The organism is Paenibacillus sp. P4_A9 (assembly GCF_056402415.1).
Genome location: NZ_JBFUHL010000004.1, coordinates 182858 through 202105, shown reverse-complemented (window position 1 = coordinate 202105; position 19248 = coordinate 182858). Strand labels below are relative to the sequence as shown.

Below are 19248 nucleotides of genomic sequence, written 5' to 3'. Positions count from 1 at the left end.
CCAGACTTTTACGAAGGGTTTCTTCTCCACCAATTAAAGGAAAAACCTCTCACCCAATCATTCCATAAGGAACGATCATGTAAGAGGTTGGATTATTTTTATAGCCCCGTCGCCTCAGCAACAGCTAGCTCATGCTGAAACTCCTCGTGAATGCGCCCATTCGACGCCAACACGTTACGGACACCCAAATGATACGGCTTGCCCTCTGTATCCGTCACACGGCCGCCTGACTCTTGAATGATCAAGGCACCTGCGGCTATGTCCCAGGCATTCAGACCAATTTCCCAAAAGCCGCTAAGACGCCCAGCAGCCACATAAGCCAAATGCAACGCAGCAGAGCCTGCTACTCGGATGTTACGTACTTTAGGCGATAGCGCCCCAACACCCTTCAGATTAATGGGCAAAGCTCCATCACGATCAGCCGGGAACCCCGTGGCAATTAAACTGGTGAGCAGCGTCTCCTCTTCGGAGACCTCTGTCTTTTTCCCATGCATGTAGGCGCCTTTCCCTTTCTCCGCTACAAACAGCTCGTCGCGCGACGGGTCGTATACAACACCTACGATCACTTCACCCTTGTGCGCAAGCGCAATGGATACAGAGTAGAACGGAAAACCGTGCACGAAGTTCGTTGTCCCATCGATCGGATCTACGATCCAGAGATACTCTTCGTCGCTCATCTCTTGCAGCGCTTTGGCCGATGCCTCCGGACCTGGTTCAACGCCTTCTTCCCCCAGGATGGAATGGTTTGGGAAATGTGTCATAATCAAATTGCGAATCAGCTTTTCCGAGCCTTTATCAACCTCTGTCACAAGGTCTTGAGCAGAGAACTTCGTCCCTACATGATTAATGTCTCCGAGCTTCGTCTTGATCCATTGACCCGCTTTTGCTGCCGTATTAATGGCTACTGCTGTAAAACTTTTACTTCCCACCACAAAAGCTTCTGTACCATTACCAACCATCTATATCAACTCTTTCTTTTCATTAATTTAGATAATACGTTAAGTATAGTAAATTATACGTTTCTAATACTAGTGCGTTTCATCCTAAATTATTCGTACATTTTCACATTAGCGCGAAAAAAAGCGAAAAAAAACCGTAACGGCACGAGGGCCGTACGGATTTCACTTATTTTTATCTATGAAAATAAGGCTTTTCTTAAATACCAACGATGTGGTACCCGCCGTCTACATAAATAACTTCGCCCGTGATACCGCGGGACAGGTTGCTCATCAGGAACATAGCCGTGTCGCCAACTTCAGCTGTATCTGTTGTTTTACGAAGCGGTGCTTTCTCTTCGACTTGACGCAGGATGGAGTTGAAATCCTTGATCCCTTTGGCAGCCAAGGTACGGATCGGACCAGCCGAAATACCGTTCACGCGAATGCCGTATTGTCCAAGATCTGCCGCCAAGTAGCGAACGCTAGCTTCTAGCGCAGCCTTGGCAACTCCCATGACGTTGTAGTTCTTCATTGCGCGCTCTGCGCCAAGGTATGTCATAGTCATGATGCTTCCGCCTTCAGTCATTAGCGGGTAAATGCGTTTGGAAACTGCTACTAGGGAGTATGCGCTAATGTCATGCGCAAGCGCGAAGCCTTCGCGTGATGTATCAACATAGAGCCCGTCGAGTTCTTCTGTTTTAGCAAAAGCAATACTATGTACAAGCCCGTGCACCACACCAAACTTCTCTTTAAGCGCGGATGCCAAGGTATCGATCTCTGCATCAACGGTTACGTTACACGGCATCAAAGTTGAGCCTGGAATCGTGTCAGCTAGCTTGCGTACGCGTTCCTCAACGCGCTCATTTTCGAACGTGAACACAAGATTAGCGCCTTGTGCAGCTAAAGATTGTGCAATGGCCCAAGCGATACTGCGGTCATTGGCAACACCCATTACAAGTATATTTTTCCCGTTTAATAATTGACTCATGGTTCGTAGAAGCCCCTCTCACAATGGCATGGTTAGTCGTTCACTCTCCAAATTACCCCATTTTGTCCAACAATTCAAGCAAAATATGGGTTTACAGCTGAATCGATGCTTGATCGAGCGCCGTGACGCCTTCTTGTCTCTTCAAGTCATCCATCAGCTTGAATAAGGCGCCATCCTTCATCTTCGCTTCAATCATGATATCCAGCTTCGGTGTGATGGGGGCTATTGCTTTGAGAAACGCAAATAAGGGCCCCACCTCCACATAGTCGGCGTGACTTCTTGGCTCCGTTTCACCTTTGGGGCTGGAAACATGAATCTTTGGAGGAAGCGTGGCTGAAGCCTCATCGAGACTCAAGCGTGCGCGACTTAGCCACGTCTCTTGAATGCGAGGCCATAGCTCCGTGACGTCCTCGCCGTTGTTATTGACCGCGTGATGATGGACATCCAGCACCATCGGGGCACCGACTATTTCGGCAATCTCAAGCGTTTCTAGCGCGTTGAAGGTTTTGTCGTCATTTTCGAGCGTGATTCGTTGTTGGATGGACGGGCGCAGCGTACTGAAGTTCTGAACAAATCGCTTCGCGGACTTTGTTTTGTCCCCGTAAGAGCCACCGACATGGATGTTACACATCGCCTCCATACCAAGACCCATGGCGTTCAGCATGGCGGAGTGACGTTCTAGATCTTCGATGGATTTCTGCAGCACATCCTTCCTCGGCGTGCTTAGCACGGTGAAGTGATCTGGATGGAAGCTGACACGCATATGATTAAGCTTGGCATAGCTGCCAAGCTCTTCGAATTCAGCCGCTAGCGTCGGAATCGGATCCCAATCACCCAGCATCTCATGACCAATCAACGGGATAAAACGGGATGAAAACCGGAACACCATAATATCATGAGCGCGATTATGTTTAAGCAGGCGGAGTGTGTTATGTAAATTTTCAGCGCCAATGCGCTCTAACTTGCGGATGGCTGCCTCGCGATCGAGCAGCTTACTGAAGTTTGTTGCCGTCATCGTCTTGGACGGGGAAGCATTCTTAACCACGGTGGACATGGCCACGTATCCGAGGCGAATAAGCATGAGTAGGGTCTCCTTTTTTTCAGGATGATCCTAGTTAGGTTACCCTGGCGATCTGTCGTGCATACAAGGCTGACTTATTACGAGATAGGCTGGAATATGGAGCAATAATATTGATTAGCTGTATTAACTACAGTTATATTTCGCGGATTTGGGGGATTATCGGGAATATCTGGAGAAAGTCCAGTTAATTTATAGAGGAATTCGAAGAATCGTGACAATAGCCGGATATTACCTGCAGAAAATACAGTTAATCCTTCGGAAACGTGAAATATGGCCGAAATAGATGGAGGAAATCAGTTAGTTAGGCTGATGGCAGGGGTTCGGGTTGGGAGGCGGTGACGATTGCGGTGGCGCTGACACTGGCGGTCCAAGTTCGGCTTCAGCTTCGGGTCAGGCTCGACCCTTTCTCACCAAAAAAACAAAAGCACCGTCCTCATCGGACGGTGCTCTCCTTACTTCTACTTCGTGCCTTGTTCCCCAAAAAACATCTCGTACGCAAGCGAGGTCTGAATGCGAGCTTCTTCCTCGTTCAGACGACGAATCAGCTCCATCTCCACCTGCGTAACTTCTTCACCTTGGAAATTGATTTCCGCGATGGAGGCCACGATGCGCACGATGGCGATCGCCTGGTTCTCAGGCGTGTACGCGATGACCTTCTGACCTGTTGGAAACACGCGGAAGCCGCTCTTTACCATTTTGCCGCGGCCATACTCCAGCAGCTCATAGAGCTCCTGCTCAGACTTAAACTTACAAGCTGAATTGAATTCCGTTTGAAAACCCATGGCTCATCTACTCCGCATCGAAAGAATATTGGATATTTTGCTTAGCTGCATGTCGGTCAAGTGCCAGACGAATGAGATCATCCAGCAGCTCTTTATATGGTTTACCTGTCTCTTGCCATAGCAATGGATACATGCTGAACGGTGTGAAACCAGGCATCGTATTGATTTCATTGATATAGATTTTCTGATCGGCTTTGCCTAGGAAAAAGTCCACACGCGACAAGCCACTGCCATCTACCGCCAAGAATGCACGGAGTGCTAAAGCTCTGACCTCATCTGATATCTCTTGGGATATCTCAGCAGGGATAATCATGGCCGATTTGCCGTCTAAATATTTGGCTTTATAATCGTAGAATTCATTCGAAGACACGATCTCTCCCACAACAGAAGCGATAGGCTCATCATTCCCCAGAACGGCAACTTCGATTTCACGAGCATCAATGTTTTCTTCAATAATAACTTTGCGATCATATTGAAAGGCGAAAGCAACCGCCGCGATCAACTCTTCTTGATTTCTCGCTTTGGAGATCCCAACGCTTGAGCCTAAGTTAGCCGGTTTTACAAAGCACGGGTAGCCAATCGCTGTTTCCAGCTCCATGAGATGATAAGCGCGATTCTTCTCCCACTCCGTGCGGGTAAAATGACGGAAAATACACTGAGGAAGCCCTTCTTGCGCGAAAACCTTTTTCATCATGACTTTATCCATCCCGACTGCAGAAGCCAATACGCCAGCCCCTACGTATGGAATATTTGCCATTTCCAAAAGGCCTTGAATCGTACCATCTTCCCCGAAGGTGCCGTGTAAAAGCGGGAAAACGACATCTAATCCGAGATCCTCCGCTCCAGCTGAAGTAATAGAAGAAACAGCCACATCGCCCTTCGTTTGAATGCCGCCAAAAATCGGTGCCAGTGCGTTAGAAGCAGGTGCACTAGCGTCTACAGTACTGAAGGTCAGTACTTCCTTGGATTCAGCAGGACCTAGCAGAGGTGTACCGCTTCTCCATTCTCCTTTTTTGGATATATAAAACGGTGTAATCTCATATTTCGTGAAATCCACAGCCTTCATAACCGCCAATGCTGTTTGCAAAGACACGTCATGCTCGCCGGATTTCCCTCCATAAATTAATCCAATTCGTATTTTGCGGCTCATTACGTACCTCCGTCTAGTATTTGCAATTTCTATGCCTACTTACATTTCATCGGGAACATGAATGAACATGTATTTCGTCCGTTCCGTCCAAGCAGGTGAATCCTTATATGCCCAGTATCGATTGCGACTATTAAAGGTATGCGCATTAACAAGCGGCATGCCATTGGCATCTTTACCTATAACAAACGTATTATGCTGGAAGCGGCCATCGCCATCCCAATCATAGCTAATGGTATCCCCTGGCTGAAGATTCCGAGGGTCTCCGACTACTATACCTGTCAAACCATGTGTATGAGGACGGTCTAAATAATGATGTAAGCTATTTGCTACTGCCCAACTATAGCTCCAGAGCTCTTGGCTTCCTTTTTTACCAGAATACCACCAGCCTGAATCCCTTTTCCCAGTATAGTTCATTGGAGCCCCGCCTGCAAAGAGGCATTGAGACACATAATTCGTGCAATCTACCTCGAAATATTCGTATCTCGGATTTGGTGTTTGCCACCAAGTTTCCGCATATTGGACGGCTTTGGGGCGATTATAAATGATTTTGCGATGATTGGATTCCAGAGTGCTCGTATTGCGTATACTAGGATTGATATAAGGAAGAGAAGGTGAGCTGCGCTTGGTGTTTAGAAATGTTTCATTCTCTGACAAATGGAAGCTGCGCCCCCGGCTGGGATGCGACTTTTCGCCTTGTAATTGCTCCGCACTTTGGACCTTCCAGGTAGAAGCTCCATTCTCAATAATCACGCGTTCCGACTCTATGCGCTCCTCTTGATGTTCTTTGGAACCAATTTGATAGGTCAAAAAACGATGCAGTTGGATATCGGCAATAATGCCATATGGCAATTCCTTAACGCCCAGCAGACGAAGCTTCGTTTCACCTCGCAGCAGCTTAGCATCACGTTCACGGTAACTATTCAGGAGCCTTCGTACCTTAACATCCTGTTTCCGTACATAAGCGCTGTCCAAGACAAATGCTTCCAATGGTGCAGATGAGCCTTCAAGCTCAGCCTGATTTTTCGCATGAACGTAATTGTAGAGCGCTGTTTTCCAGGACATCTTGGTATCCCTCCTTAGCTTTTATTAAGGTAACGATAGGTTTCGTTAGGACAAGCCCGAATTGCTTTGAATTGATTCAATATATGACATTTTGACGGTAAAAATGATTGAAATTAATCTTTACTCACACGTGGCGAAGCAGTATACTTGAGGTAGAGGGAATTATGAAATCGAGTTTCACTAGATGAAATTCGATGGCATGGTTAGATATTATCATTTGAGGAGGAACTACCTATGTCCAATAAGGACTCTTTTTCTGTGCGTAAGCAGTTAACTGTCGGCACGAAATCGTTCCAGTATTACAGCCTTCCTGACTTTGAAAGCCAAGGTCATGGCACAATTAGCAATCTACCTGTTTCCATCCGCGTTTTGCTTGAAGCAGCTGTTCGTCAGTTCGATGGTCGCGCGATTACAAGTGAGCACGTAAAACAAATCGCTGGCTGGGCTCAAGGCCGCGATGAGAACAAAGAAATTCCTTTCATTCCTGCTCGTATCGTTCTTCAAGATTTCACAGGCGTTCCAGTCGTCGTTGACCTTGCGGCAATGCGTGCGACTATGGCTCGTGAAGGCGGAGATCCTAAACGTATTAACCCGCTTGTACCTGTTGACCTTGTAATTGACCACTCTGTCATGGTTGATGCTTTCGGATCCCCGGATGCACTCGACATGAACATTAACTTAGAATTCGAAAGAAACGAAGAGCGTTACCGTTTCTTGCGTTGGGCACAAACTGCATTTGATAACTTCCGTGCAGTGCCACCTTCAACAGGTATCGTTCACCAAGTTAACTTGGAGTACTTGGCATCTGTTGCAGCAACGAAAACAATCGACGGCGAAACTGTCGTTTACCCGGATTCCCTTGTAGGTACAGACTCCCATACAACGATGATCAATGGTCTTGGTGTAGTAGGTTGGGGCGTTGGCGGTATCGAAGCGGAAGCTGGTATGCTTGGTCAACCTCTATACTTCGTCGCTCCAGACGTTGTTGGTTTCAAATTGACAGGTCAATTGGCAGAAGGCGCTACAGCGACTGACTTGGCATTGACTGTTACTCAAATTTTGCGTAAAAAAGGCGTTGTTGGTAAATTCGTTGAGTACTTCGGTCCTGGTCTAAGCAACATCTCCCTGGCTGACCGTGCAACAGTTGCGAACATGGCTCCTGAGTATGGCGCAACAATCGGTTTCTTCCCTGTTGACAACGAAACATTGAACTACTTGCGCGCTACTGGCCGTGATGAAGAGCAAATTGCGCTTGTAGAAGCTTACTACAAAGCACAAAACATGTTCCGCACAGACAGCACGCCAGATCCAGTGTTCACAGAAGTTCTTGAGCTTGATCTTAGCACGGTAGTTCCTAGCTTAGCTGGTCCTAAACGTCCGCAAGATCGCGTTGAGCTTACGAACATGAAAGAATCTTTCAATGCTATCATCCGTACACCGATCGAAAAAGGCGGCTACGGCTTGACAGAAGAGAAAGTGGCTGAAGTTGTTGATGTTGTGTATCCAAATGAAACAGTTAAAATGGGTACTGGCGCAGTCGTAATCGCGGCGATTACTTCTTGTACGAACACATCCAACCCAAGTGTTATGATCGGTGCTGGTCTCGTAGCGAAAAAAGCGGTAGCACTTGGTTTGAAAAAACCAGCTTTCGTAAAAAGCTCTTTGACGCCAGGTTCCCTAGTTGTTACTGAGTACCTGATTAAAGCAGGCCTTCTTGAGTCCCTTGAAGCTCTTGGCTTCCACGTTGCAGGTTACGGCTGTGCAACTTGTATCGGTAACTCCGGTCCGCTTCCAGACGAAGTAAGCAAAGCGATTATCGACAACGATATGACTGTTGCTGCTGTTATCTCCGGTAACCGTAACTTTGAAGGCCGCGTACATGCACAAGTAAAAGCGAACTACCTTGGATCACCTCCACTAGTTGTTGCTTATGCTCTTGCAGGTACTGTGAACATTGATTTGGCAACTGATCCAATCGGTTACGACCAAAACGACAAGCCTGTTTACTTGAAAGACATCTGGCCTACAAACCAAGAGATTCAAGATGCTCTTAACATAGCGATGAGCCCTGATATGTTCCGCGACAAATACAGCAACGTATTCCGCGCGAATGAGCGTTTCAATGCCATCCAAATTCCAGAAGGCGATCTGTATGAGTTCGACACGAACTCCACATACATCCAAGAGCCTCCGTTCTTCACAGATCTAGGCACAGTTCTTGATGATATCGCAGATATCCGCAGCGCAAAAACACTAGCACTTATGGGCGATTCCGTTACAACGGATCACATCTCCCCTGCTGGTAACATCAAAGTTGACAGCCCTGGAGGCCAATACTTGATCGACCATGGTGTAAAAAGAGAAGACTTCAACTCCTACGGTTCCCGTCGTGGTAACCACGAAGTGATGATGCGCGGTACGTTCGCGAACATTCGTATTCGTAACCAAGTGGCTCCAGGAACTGAAGGCGGCGTTACAACTTACTTGCCAACTGGCGAAGTTGAGTCCATCTATGATGCTTCCATGAAGTATCAAGCTGAAGGTCAAAACCTCGTAGTTATCGCAGGTAAAGAGTACGGAACTGGATCTTCCCGTGACTGGGCAGCAAAAGGTACTTTCTTGCTAGGCGTTAAAGCTGTTATCGCGGAAAGCTTCGAGCGTATTCACCGCAGTAACCTTGTTGGAATGGGTGTTCTTCCACTTCAATTCGTTAACGGCGAAAGCTGGAAAACGCTAGGTATTACTGGCCGCGAAACATTCGATATCACAGGCCTTAGCAATGACGTTCAACCAGGTTCAACAGTAAAAGTTACTGCAACTCGTGAAGATGGCACGAGCTTCGAATTCACAGCTCTTGTGCGTTTGGATAGCTTGGTAGATGTAGACTACTACCGTAACGGTGGTATCCTGCAAACCGTTCTTCGTTCGATTCTTGCTGAGAATAAAAACTAATTAAGTAACTAGCAAAACACACAAAAAAAGCTCGGGATTGCCTTTATGGCAGTCTCGGGCTTTTTACATATTTATGGGAAAAATCATTCGTGTTTTCGCAAAATCGGGGAAAAATACACACCCCTCTAGCCTTAGAGCCCCAAGGCATTGACTTACATTTCCAAAAACTGCGGGTTGAGACGGGGGATAATTCGCACCTATACTGAGAACAGCGAAAGGGGAGATGAAGATGATGTTATTTAAAAAACTAGTCGTAGTCGCACTTGTAGCTTCCTTTGGTTTAGGAATGAATGCAGGAACGTGGAGCCCGAAGGCATCCGCAGCAGAAGCTACTACATTGAAACAAGGCACTCAAAACGGTGACGTTTGGGACGCGCAATTCCGACTAAAAACTTTAGGCTTATATGAGCCTTCAATAGATGGAAAATATGGTCCTATCACCGCCGCGGCAGTTCGTAAATTCCAAACGAATTATGGCTTGAGTGTGGATGGTATTGTCGGAGCGAACACGTGGGAATATTTGCGTAAATTCACGGTGAATCAAGCTGAGCTAGATATGTTAGCCAAGGTCATTTACAGTGAAGCACGCGGTGAATCCTTTAAAGGTCAAGTCGCTGTTGGAGCGGTCGTTATGAACCGATTGAAATCCACTCAGTTTGATAACACCATTCAGGGCATCATATTCGAGGTTGGCGCTTTTACGGCAGTCAGTGACGGCCAATACAATCTAACGCCGGATAGCGATGCTTACAAAGCCGCTTTGGAAGCCGTGCGAGGCTGGGATCCAACTGGTGGAGCCCTCTACTATTTTAACCCGAAAACAGCGACAAGCTCTTGGATCTGGTCACGTGAACAAATCGTGCAGATCGGGAATCATATTTTTGCGAAATAAAGTGTAGATCGTGTGTGAGCACGATGCTAGAAAACGAAAACACCTCTAACCGATAGCCGCTATTGAAGCGAGCTCGGGTAGAGGTGTTTTTTTGAAATAAGAAGACTGTTGTTACGCTTGCTCCGCCAGCTCTTTCATATGCTCCATGACCTCGAGATGCACGTTGCGAATAATGCTTTTTGTCCATATATCAAAATAGAGCGATGGCTTTATCTTCAAATCATACCAACTTGTGCCGACGAGTGTGGTGGTCCCATCACCGTTGTCTTCTAGGATAAACTGTCCTTTGGACAAACTGATATGCCCTAAAATTTCTGGATCGTCTGGGAGCTTGGTAATCGCGAAGGTTAGCTTGCGGTTTTCTTCATATTCCACGATCTTCTCATCGAAAACGATTCCGTTGCTGAAAATGCACTTACGGTCTGCACCAACATAGTGGCCTTCTGCCGTTGACTGTACGGGGCTTGGCAATCCGATTTTAAATAACCAATAGTCGGGCTTTGACGTAATAGGCGAAAATGCAGTGACATTTTGCCATACTACTTCGGGCTTGGCGTGAATTAGGATGCGGTCTGTGACCTGACTTTCACCGGGTTCGGCGGTAATCACATTTAATAAGATCAGGCCAGACATCGCGGCGAGGATGGAGATATTGACCGTCTTTTGTTCCTTTTTGAACATCACTTTGCCAAGTGTAATGCCAAGTAAAATAAAGAGATAAATGAGAGGAGCCACGATGATGATACAAATGTAACCTTCGCCCATCATGAAATAACTATAAATGAGAGCCAAACCCAGATTAAGAAACGCGTAGCCGAATACAGGACCAGCAGTCACTCTATGGCTTCTCCAGAAATACGCATTAATGATTCCCATGATAAACGGGAGTAGGACAAAATCAGATAGGATTAGTATCCCGCCCGCACCAGTTGATACTTTGACAATATACGCTGTCAAAGCAATAATAATCGCCGCGCTTCCATTTGCCACGAGAATCCCTAGCCAAATGTCTTTTGCCCTTCTACTCATAGTCTTCACTCCCTTAACTCAAACGACATATACATTGTCAGTAAGATGCTATGACTAATCTAACCCGAATCGGAACGATTGTAAATATTTAGGAAAATAAAAAAGCTAACGCAGATACTCATGCGTCAGCTTGCTCTTCATACCAAGGATTCAAGTGCACCAGCACTTCATCCACATCGCTATGGGCTTCTTTAATTTTCTGCTTAATATTGCGGCCGATATCGTGACCTTCCTGAATCGTCAGTTTACCGGAAACACCAAGTCTCGCATCAACTAGTATGTAATGGCCATGCTCCCTCGCACGGAGTCGATCGATCCGCTTGACCTCTGGTACACCTCTGATCAACGCGGCATACTGCTCAATATAGGCGGGACTGACACTTCGCTCCATCAAAATGTCGAAGGATTCGCTGCCCATTTCGTAGGCGAGCTTCAATACGAGGAAGGAGACGATAATCCCCGCTACAGGATCTCCATACCCCAAGTAGCTAATGTTGTACCGATCTCCGATCAATGCTAGGCCAATCCCCACAGAAGCCGCGATTGAGGCGTATACGTCCGCTAAATGGTCGTAGGCGGTAGCAATCAACCCTTTGCTATTGAGCTTCTTCCCAATGCGCATTGTGTAGACATAGAGAATCTGCTTCCAGATCAGCGAAATCACTGCTGCACAAAGGGCAATGATATGCGCCACACCCGCTGGCTCGAATAGGGCATGAATGGAGTGATAGCCCATATAAATAGCGGCTCCGACCAATATGATTGCAACGATAAAAGCGCCGAGCACCTCTGCCTTCCCATGCCCATAGGGATGTTCAACATCCGCTGGTTTTGAGGACACGCGCATAGAGCTGTAGGCGGTCGCCGTCGCGATAACATCTCCAGCGTTATGAATGCCATCGGCGATCAGTACTTGGCTGTTGAACACGAGGCCCACGACGATCTTGATGGCGGTCAGCACGATGTTACTGGCTAAACTGATCCAGATTGCCAGCATCGAGGCTGTCTTCTTCATGACTTGCCCACTCCCTTTCCAACCAATAGTATGGCCTTTCAGAAGCAAAGCATCCGTCCATATTGGGTAGGTTGAGTTGGTAGAAGGATAGGTGTGGTAAGGGTGAGCAAGTTGCGAGTGGTAGTGAAGGTGACGGGTGATGGGTGATGGGTGACGGTAAAAAGGAATGGTTGCTGGGATAGGTTGGGATTAGACTATTGGCGGGATAAGGTGATGGGAAATTCTTATTTGCTGTACAACGCGCCTTTCTTGGCGTAAATATGGGAAATAAGCACTCTGGGAGTTCTTATTCGAGGCTATCTCGAGGTATTACGCGAGTTAAGGTGATTGAAAGTGCTTACTCGCAACAAATCGCGCCATTCCGGGCGTTTGTACGAAGCGATAAGCACTCTCCGTGCTTCGCACGGTAACAATGCCGCTAGCGAAGCATCGTTCCCATGCGCCGCGCCGCCTCCATAATCGTCGGCGCCTGCTCCTGCATCAACTCCAGCGTAAGCCTGTTCGCTGGACCCGAGACCGCGAGGGCGGCGACTAATCGGCCGCCGCGGTCGAGAATCGGCGCGGACACTGCCGCCGCGCCCGGCTCGCGCTCTTCGACGCTCGTGGCGAAGCCCGCGCGTCTTGTGTCGCCGAGCTGCTGGAGATACGCCTGCGTATCTAACCCTGTCGGCCAATCGGCCGAGGTTAGAAGCTGCTCCAGCAGCCCTGGCTCAGCAAAGGCGACGAGCACCTTGCTCGAGGCGCCGACGTAAAGCGGCATTCGCGCCCCGACAGGGGCAACACGGCGAATGGCATGGTTGCTCTGCACGGCTTGGATGCGTACACGCACCAGGCCGTCCTGTACGTACAGCGAGATCGTTTCACCGAGCTCATCGCGCAGTCGTTCCATCTCAGGCAACAGAATGATGCCGGGATCTCCCTCTTTGGACAAGTTAGCCGAGAGCTCCCATAAACGGTAGCCCAGTCTGTACTTCTCCGTCGCTTCATCACGCATGATGAAGCCCTTGCCTTCTAGGGAAGCTAGAAGGCGATGCACCGTGCTTTTATGCAGCTGCACTCGCGTGGCAATCTCGGTTAACGTCAACTCGGACGCCCCTGTAAAACAAAGCAAAATATCTAAAGCGCGCTCAACAGCACGCACGGTCAGCTTGCCATCTTCCATTGATGAGTCACCACTTTCATGAGCCAAACTGTTTCACTATATGAAACCTTGTTATGTTCAGTATAACGAAACTACATGAAACCGTAAAGGTTAAACACCTCTTTTCCCCATTATTACAGGACCGTTACAATAGGCTTACAAATGCCGCATCTCCATTGACTTGAAAGCGCATTCAGAATACTATAAAAGTATAACCTTACTTATCAGAATATTTAAACAATTTATACAAATAGAATACTCCCTTCCCAATTTACACCTCTAACTCGCGGCATCTCACATACATCTCACGGAGGGAGGCTACATCGATGTCTTCAACAACACTAAATCCTGTAACTGGATCGCTTCAACCCACACTTGATCAGGTGATCACGCAACCATTTTTACGCAGGAAAAAGCTAATCACTACGACTCTTTTAGTCTTATTAATTCTAGGCACATCGATCGTTCTCATCTTCCATGCTTACGTTGCCTGGACCTTAGCCCGGCCTCATATTGAACCTCTACATTCCAATCCGATGAAGGCTGTTCGACTTCCTTATACAAACGTGTCCTTCCCAAGTCAAAATGGTAATTCGAAACTGGAAGGTTGGTTGATCCCTGCTACAGGGTCGAATAAAACGGTTATTTTCTCGCATGGCTATGGCGGTAATCGCGAAGAAGAATGGGTTCCCTTATACACCTTGGCCCGCGAGCTTCATAAACAGCAGTACAATGTTCTTATGTTTGACTATGGCTACGTGAATCCTAACAATAGCCGCCTTATGACCGGCGGTGTGCAAGAATCACAAGAATTGCTTGGGGCCATTGATTATATTAAAGAGTCAACTGGCGGATCGATCTTTATTTGGGGATTTTCCATGGGAGCAGGTACTGCCTTGCAGACGGCTCTGCAGCAAAACGGGGATATTTCAGGGATGATTCTGGACAGTACATTTCTGCTGAACTCGGACACCCTTTATCAAAATATGAATCAAGTCGTACATTTACCTAGATACCCTTCTCTGTCGCTTGTACGTCTATTCTTTCCTTTACTAAATGGCGTAAGCTTACATGATGTTCCCTTCACTAAAGTAACCACAACATCTTATGAGATGCCGATCTTCATGATCCATGGCACCAATGACAACAAAGCGCCTCATGTCTTAGTCGAAGCGATGTTCAAGCAGCAGCATAACACCGCCTCTAAGCTATGGATTCTTCCTAACGCACAGCACGAGCTTTTGTACCGTGCTGAGCCTAAAACGTATGTGAGCCGCACGATGGACTTCCTCGGAAGCATTAAACCAACAGCCACATCCGAGCACGTTAACGCTGGTATTCCCTCCTCCCTATAAAATCGACCTCTTGATGAGGTCGGTCTTTTTTTTGCATTTTGCCAGCCAGCCTGCCTGCCTGCACAACGAAAAAGAGGTAAGCAGCGCTTACCTCTTATCATTATCAACCCTCAATCCATCTCATAAATCGAACCGGATTTACTCGCAAACAGCTCCGCATACACCTTCTCCGCATACGCGTCGGTCATGCCAGAGATGTAATCCGCCACGAAGCGCGGCCAGCTCCAATTACTAGTGCTGCTTCGCCGCTCGTAGCTATCGATCCAGTCGGGCGGAATGATCCACTGTCCCTTCTCCTTCTCGATGAAGCTGTCCCAGAGACGCTCGACGATGATCTCGCTGCGCTTTTGCAGGCGCAAGACGCGGAAGTCCTTAATCAGCGTGACCCACGCCAGCTTCTTGAGGATTTCCATCGTCCGCAGCAGGTCCATATCCTCCGCGCCGTCTCTGACGAGCGCTACCTTCTTCCATCCGCGTTCCGTATCGTCGATAATGTCGAGGCGACTAGCGAATGAGCTGACCCAGCGAGCTTTCATCTCTCTGCGCGTCCGGGATTCCTCGCGGTTGCACTCGGCGAAGATGACCTCCCATTGCTCCAAATAATCATGCAGCACGCGTCTCACCATCTGCTCGATATCGACTTGTTCCCAGCCGAATTTATGCTGATTCGGGTCATTCAAAATCTCCATCACGAGATGCCGAATTAACCGTTGGTCCTCAAAGAAGGTAGCGTTCATTTGGATTTTACCTGCACGAATGCCATCTTCAATATCATGCGTGGAATAAGCAATATCATCGCATAGATCCATCAATTGCGCTTCTAATGTGGAGCAGCCCTCTGGCATTTTCCAAATGTCGCGAAGCTCGCGGATAATGTCCCACTCTGCCCCGTAAACACCCTTCAGACGCCCCTCTTCCTCAATGAGGAAGGGATATTTGTTGATGCCGAGAAGCACGGCTGCCGTCAGATCTAGGCCGCTCTCGCTGCCTGCTCGCTTTTCCAGGAACATAAGGATCCGAAAATTTTGCGCATTGCCTTCGTATTTCAAGCCGTGATCCTTCATCAGGATATGATTTAGCACTTCTTCACCCTTATGGCCAAAAGGCGGATGACCGAAGTCATGTGCTATGGATGCACACTCGACCACGGTCGGATCAATGATCAGGCCTGGATGCTCTCTTTTGCTCAAAAATGGATTCGTCCGTTCTAAACGCTTCGCTACTTCTCGCGCAATCTGTGCAACCTCCAAGGAGTGTGTCAAACGGGTCCGATAGTAATCGCCCGAGCCAGCTCCGAACACCTGAGACTTCCCCTGCAGACGCCGAAAAGTCGGTGATTGAATCAACCTTGCATAATCCCGCTCAAATTCATCCCGTTCTTCACTCCATTTTGAGGAAGCTGCCTCACCAGGCCGAAATTTCCGTATGTTGTTCATATGCTTGCCTCCTCTAGCCCTCTAGCGCTGTAGGGCGCCGATCTCATCCGTATCCTGCTGCTTCAAGCCATCCATCATTCTTCTATCAGTTTATGCGAGAGCATGTTCGATAGTCACAATTCTACTTGCCGATGCAGGAAGGATTATTAACTTAAAAGGATACTATATTCCTCATGCCCCAACAAGCCTTACTTGCTGTAAACGTGAAAAAAGGGAATGATGCACAAGACCATTGTCTCCATGCACATTCCCTCGCTCTTATGATTTAATTAAGGATAGAAATTCCGAACGAAGTGTCGAATCTTTACGGAAGGAGCCACGTACAGCGGATGTTACGGTTTGGCTGCCGTATTTCTTCACGCCTCTTGCGCACATGCACATATGCTCGCCTTCCACGACAACCATGACGCCATGCGGCTTCAGCACTTCAGCCAAAATATCAGCAATTTCGGATGTAATCCGTTCTTGCACCTGAAGCTTACGTGTGACTACATCGACCAACCGCGCAAATTTACTGAGACCAGCCACTTTACCGCTCGGCAAGTATCCAACGTGGACTTTACCAAAGAAAGGCGCCATATGGTGCTCACATTGGCTGTAATAGATGATATCTTTGATGATGACTAGTTCTTCATGCTGTTCATCAAAGGTGACCCCAAGGACTTCACGAGGATCCGCCGCATACCCTGCGAAAATCTCTTCATACATGCGTGTTACACGAGCTGGCGTGTCCAATAGGCCTTCCCGATCTACATCTTCACCAATCAAACGCAAAATCTCACGAACATGACTTTCGATCTGTTCGCGATTCTCCGCGACTCTTTCATTTCTATAATCGATGGATGCCATCTTCTCTACCACTCCACCCTATTTCTTATTTCCGCTTTTGGTTAAAGTTTTGGTTTTTCATCATTTGCTGTGCTTTATTCAATTGTTGCTTGTTCATGTTATAGCCCATTTGCTTCGCCATTTTGGCTAGCATTTCAGGATTGTTCTGCATGGATTCGAGCTGTCTCTTCAGATAGAATACACCAATAAAGAAACCACCAACCAAACCAACAATCAACGTGAGAATGGGAATCAAATAACTCCACATAACCTATGCCCCCTGCTTGTACATTATTAGAATAGAATGCTTGTTCTATCATATCATTACTGTTCCACGGTTTACAAATTAAAGCACTTGTTCGATGAATACCGTCGTTTCCTTGGCTAAATCGACTTCTTTGATCTCGAGCACTTTGTCTGTCGCATCCTGCTTCACAATCCGAATAATCGGTCGTGTTGGGAGTCCTCTATGCTGTCCCACCACAGCAGTGTATTAATCGACATGCTGACGCTCCGCGAATTAAACTCTTTACCCGACTGAATCGCTGCGAACGTCTGGCCCATTTGCGTCATGACAAGTCGTTTCGTTTCTTCCGAAAGGATTTCCGGGATCTCTATATCCTTCAGGTTCGGGTCCTTGATGTAAATCATCGTCACGCCAATACGATTCAGCGTATTAATCATAAATACGGTTAGCTGCACATTCTCCGAAAGCAAAATAGCCCCATTACTGGCGTAAATCGTACGTCCCAGATATTGACCAGGCTCTACCGAATCCAAATGCACATATTTCATAGGATTCACTCCACATGTTGTAGTTGTTGAACTTCTATGTTAGCAATGTTCGTTGTTCCAAATCTAATAAGTGCACTTTGGTCGGAAGGCCTCCGCCATACCCTACAAGATCCCCGCTTGCTCCAATAATGCGATGACATGGGATGATGACAGGAATCGGATTTTGATTATTCGCGCCCCCTACAGCTCTTACAGCCTTAGGCGAGCCAATCGTTTCTGCAATGTGCTTATATGAGGCAGTATCTCCGTAAGGGATCGTTTGCAGGGCTAGCCATACACGCTTCTGGAAATCAGTCCCCTGTAGATCCAGTTCCCCTTCAAAGCTTTCTCGTTCTCTCTTAAAATACTGCGTTAGCTGCTCCGCGGTTGACGCCAATTGCCCGTCTGAGTTCTCGCTTAGCTCGTACACACCATACCAACGACGGGCCCATTGCTCACGCTGCTCTCGGTTCTTCTCAAACGTACCGAACTCCACCTTGCACAGCCCTTTCGGAGATGCCACTAGAACAAGAGGACCGATGGGTGAATCAATCTCGGTATAGGTAAGCAGGACAACCTCCTGAGGCTGTTTCATCTTATTCCTCCTGTACGGCCACCCCTTCGCTGTTCTGTACAGCAATGGCCTTCTCGATGTCCTTCTGCACCTGCGGCTCTTGCTCAGCCGCAGCGGCTTTGTCTAAGGCTGCGTAAGCTTCTTCGCCGCCGATTCGCCCTAGGGCCCACGCTGCGGTTGCCCGGATCTCCGGGCGAGGATCGCTCAGCAGCATGTCTCGAAGGACCGGCACCGCCGACGCGTCCTTGAAATTGCCGAGCGCGATGATCGCGTTGCGCTGGATCGGCTTTTTGCCGCGCCAGGATGCCGCGATGCGCCCGTACTGCTCTTTGAAATCCTTGTTCGACATCGTGAGCAAGGGAATGAGCAACGGCTTGACCTTCTCAGGGTCAGGCGTTAGCTCAGGATGATGCGTCCAGTTCATCCCCTTATTCTTCGGGCAGACGACCTGGCACGTATCACAGCCATAGAGTCGGTTGCCGATTTTGCGTTTGTATTCGTCATCCACATACCCTTTGGTCTGTGTGATGAAGGAGATGCAGCGACTCGAATTAAGCTGCCCTGGGCCGACTAGCGCCCCTGTCGGACAGGCATCGATGCAAATCGTGCAGTCTCCGCATTGGTCCATGATAGATATATCGGATTCGAACGGGATGTTCGTGATCATTTCGCCCAAATACACCCACGACCCCCATTCGGGGGTGATGACGGCGCAGTTTTTGCCGCTCCAGCCGATACCGGCACGTTCGGCGACGGCGCGGTCGACCAGGGCACCGGTGTCGACCATGCTCTGCAGCCTCGCCCCCGGCACGCGCTGGGCGATGAAGGCCTCCAGCTTCGCGAGCCTGTCGCGAAGCACGTCGTGGTAGTCGCTCCCCCACGAGGAGCGCGAGATCATTCCCCGATAAGCCCCAGGCTCGGATCGGGGTGGGTTCGGCAGCTTCGACGGGTACGCGACGGCGATTGAAATGATCGACCGCGGTGCGTCGAAGCTCAGCTCAGGATGTACTCGCTTCTCGATATCCGGCTCCTCGAAGCCGGATTCGAAGCCCTTCTCCCTGTGGCGGAGAAGGATGTCTTTCAGTTCATGGAACGGCTCCGCGGATGTGAAGCCGATCTTATCAATACCGAGAGAGGGTGCGGCTTCTACGATCTCTTGTTGCAGCTTTCGCCAATCTGTTCTTGCTTCATTGATGCTGGAATCACCAGAAACCGCCAACCCACTCACCTCTCTCTTCCATTTGATGTCAT

Annotated in this window: 18 protein-coding genes; 3 read left to right on the top strand and 15 right to left on the bottom strand. The window is 48.3% G+C overall.

All coding sequences use genetic code 11. The features are described 5' to 3' along the window. Positions 1-98: 98 nt before the first annotated feature. From AC1DVJ_RS06355 to AC1DVJ_RS06330, 6 genes are all read right to left on the bottom strand, one after another. On the bottom strand, positions 99-959 hold the full coding sequence (locus tag AC1DVJ_RS06355) for an inositol monophosphatase family protein (protein ID WP_477589228.1): 861 nt from the start codon (positions 957-959) through the stop codon (positions 99-101). A gap of 196 nt (positions 960-1155) precedes the next feature. Then, complete coding sequence (gene fabI, locus AC1DVJ_RS06350; RefSeq protein WP_477589227.1) at positions 1156-1926, bottom strand: enoyl-ACP reductase FabI; 771 nt, start codon at positions 1924-1926, stop codon at positions 1156-1158. A 91-nt stretch (positions 1927-2017) separates the two neighbouring features. Next, a complete protein-coding gene (gene uvsE, locus AC1DVJ_RS06345) occupies positions 2018-3007 on the bottom strand; it encodes a UV DNA damage repair endonuclease UvsE (RefSeq protein ID WP_477589225.1) in 990 nt (329 codons plus the stop codon). 458 nt (positions 3008-3465) lie between these two features. Beyond that, positions 3466-3789, bottom strand: a complete 324-nt coding sequence (locus AC1DVJ_RS06340; RefSeq protein WP_477589224.1) for a hypothetical protein — start codon at positions 3787-3789, stop codon at positions 3466-3468. Positions 3790-3796: 7 nt separating this feature from the next. Beyond that, on the bottom strand, positions 3797-4939 hold the full coding sequence (locus AC1DVJ_RS06335) for a D-alanine--D-alanine ligase (RefSeq protein WP_477589223.1): 1143 nt from the start codon (positions 4937-4939) through the stop codon (positions 3797-3799). 39 nt (positions 4940-4978) lie between these two features. Then, complete coding sequence (locus AC1DVJ_RS06330; RefSeq protein WP_477589221.1) at positions 4979-6001, bottom strand: amidase domain-containing protein; 1023 nt, start codon at positions 5999-6001, stop codon at positions 4979-4981. 234 nt (positions 6002-6235) lie between these two features. Here AC1DVJ_RS06330 and acnA point away from each other — a divergent pair, with 234 nt between their 5' ends. Together acnA and sleB are read left to right on the top strand one after the other, a co-directional pair. Beyond that, on the top strand, positions 6236-8953 hold the full coding sequence (gene acnA, locus AC1DVJ_RS06325) for an aconitate hydratase AcnA (protein ID WP_477589220.1): 2718 nt from the start codon (positions 6236-6238) through the stop codon (positions 8951-8953). Between the two features lie 232 nt (positions 8954-9185). Further along, complete coding sequence (gene sleB / locus AC1DVJ_RS06320) at positions 9186-9845, top strand: spore cortex-lytic enzyme (RefSeq protein ID WP_477589219.1); 660 nt, start codon at positions 9186-9188, stop codon at positions 9843-9845. A 111-nt stretch (positions 9846-9956) separates the two neighbouring features. On the opposite strand, the gene AC1DVJ_RS06315 is transcribed toward sleB, so the two are convergent. From AC1DVJ_RS06315 to AC1DVJ_RS06305, 3 genes are all read right to left on the bottom strand, one after another. Continuing rightward, positions 9957-10874: an SRPBCC family protein gene (locus AC1DVJ_RS06315; RefSeq protein WP_477589218.1), complete on the bottom strand. Its 918-nt coding sequence runs from the start codon at positions 10872-10874 to the stop codon at positions 9957-9959. Positions 10875-10992: 118 nt separating this feature from the next. Then, positions 10993-11889: a cation diffusion facilitator family transporter gene (locus AC1DVJ_RS06310; protein WP_477589217.1), complete on the bottom strand. Its 897-nt coding sequence runs from the start codon at positions 11887-11889 to the stop codon at positions 10993-10995. 418 nt (positions 11890-12307) lie between these two features. Continuing rightward, positions 12308-13051 (bottom strand): IclR family transcriptional regulator, encoded by a 744-nt coding sequence (locus tag AC1DVJ_RS06305; RefSeq protein WP_477589215.1) that lies wholly within the window; start codon positions 13049-13051, stop codon positions 12308-12310. Positions 13052-13356: 305 nt separating this feature from the next. On the opposite strand from AC1DVJ_RS06305, the gene AC1DVJ_RS06300 reads away from it, so the two are divergent. After that, positions 13357-14385 carry an alpha/beta hydrolase gene (locus AC1DVJ_RS06300; protein ID WP_477589214.1) on the top strand — a complete coding sequence of 343 codons (1029 nt, stop codon included), beginning with the start codon at positions 13357-13359 and terminating at the stop codon, positions 14383-14385. A gap of 110 nt (positions 14386-14495) precedes the next feature. On the opposite strand, the gene AC1DVJ_RS06295 is transcribed toward AC1DVJ_RS06300, so the two are convergent. From AC1DVJ_RS06295 to queG, 6 genes are all read right to left on the bottom strand, one after another. Then, entirely contained in the window at positions 14496-15821 is a 1326-nt protein-coding gene (locus AC1DVJ_RS06295) for a deoxyguanosinetriphosphate triphosphohydrolase family protein (protein ID WP_477589212.1), read from the bottom strand. Between the two features lie 258 nt (positions 15822-16079). Further along, entirely contained in the window at positions 16080-16670 is a 591-nt protein-coding gene (gene folE / locus AC1DVJ_RS06290) for a GTP cyclohydrolase I FolE (RefSeq protein ID WP_477589211.1), read from the bottom strand. A 25-nt stretch (positions 16671-16695) separates the two neighbouring features. Beyond that, positions 16696-16917, bottom strand: coding sequence for a YneF family protein (locus AC1DVJ_RS06285; RefSeq protein WP_028555371.1), 222 nt, complete (start codon positions 16915-16917; stop codon positions 16696-16698). A 164-nt stretch (positions 16918-17081) separates the two neighbouring features. Then, entirely contained in the window at positions 17082-17444 is a 363-nt protein-coding gene (locus AC1DVJ_RS06280; protein WP_477589210.1) for a hypothetical protein, read from the bottom strand. 34 nt (positions 17445-17478) lie between these two features. Then, entirely contained in the window at positions 17479-18018 is a 540-nt protein-coding gene (locus AC1DVJ_RS06275) for a methylated-DNA--[protein]-cysteine S-methyltransferase (RefSeq protein ID WP_477589209.1), read from the bottom strand. Position 18019: 1 nt separating this feature from the next. Next, the gene (gene queG, locus AC1DVJ_RS06270; protein WP_477589207.1) at positions 18020-19216 is read right to left on the bottom strand and encodes a tRNA epoxyqueuosine(34) reductase QueG; all 1197 of its coding nucleotides are present in this window, start codon (positions 19214-19216) and stop codon (positions 18020-18022) included. Between the last annotated feature and the right edge of the window lie 32 nt (positions 19217-19248).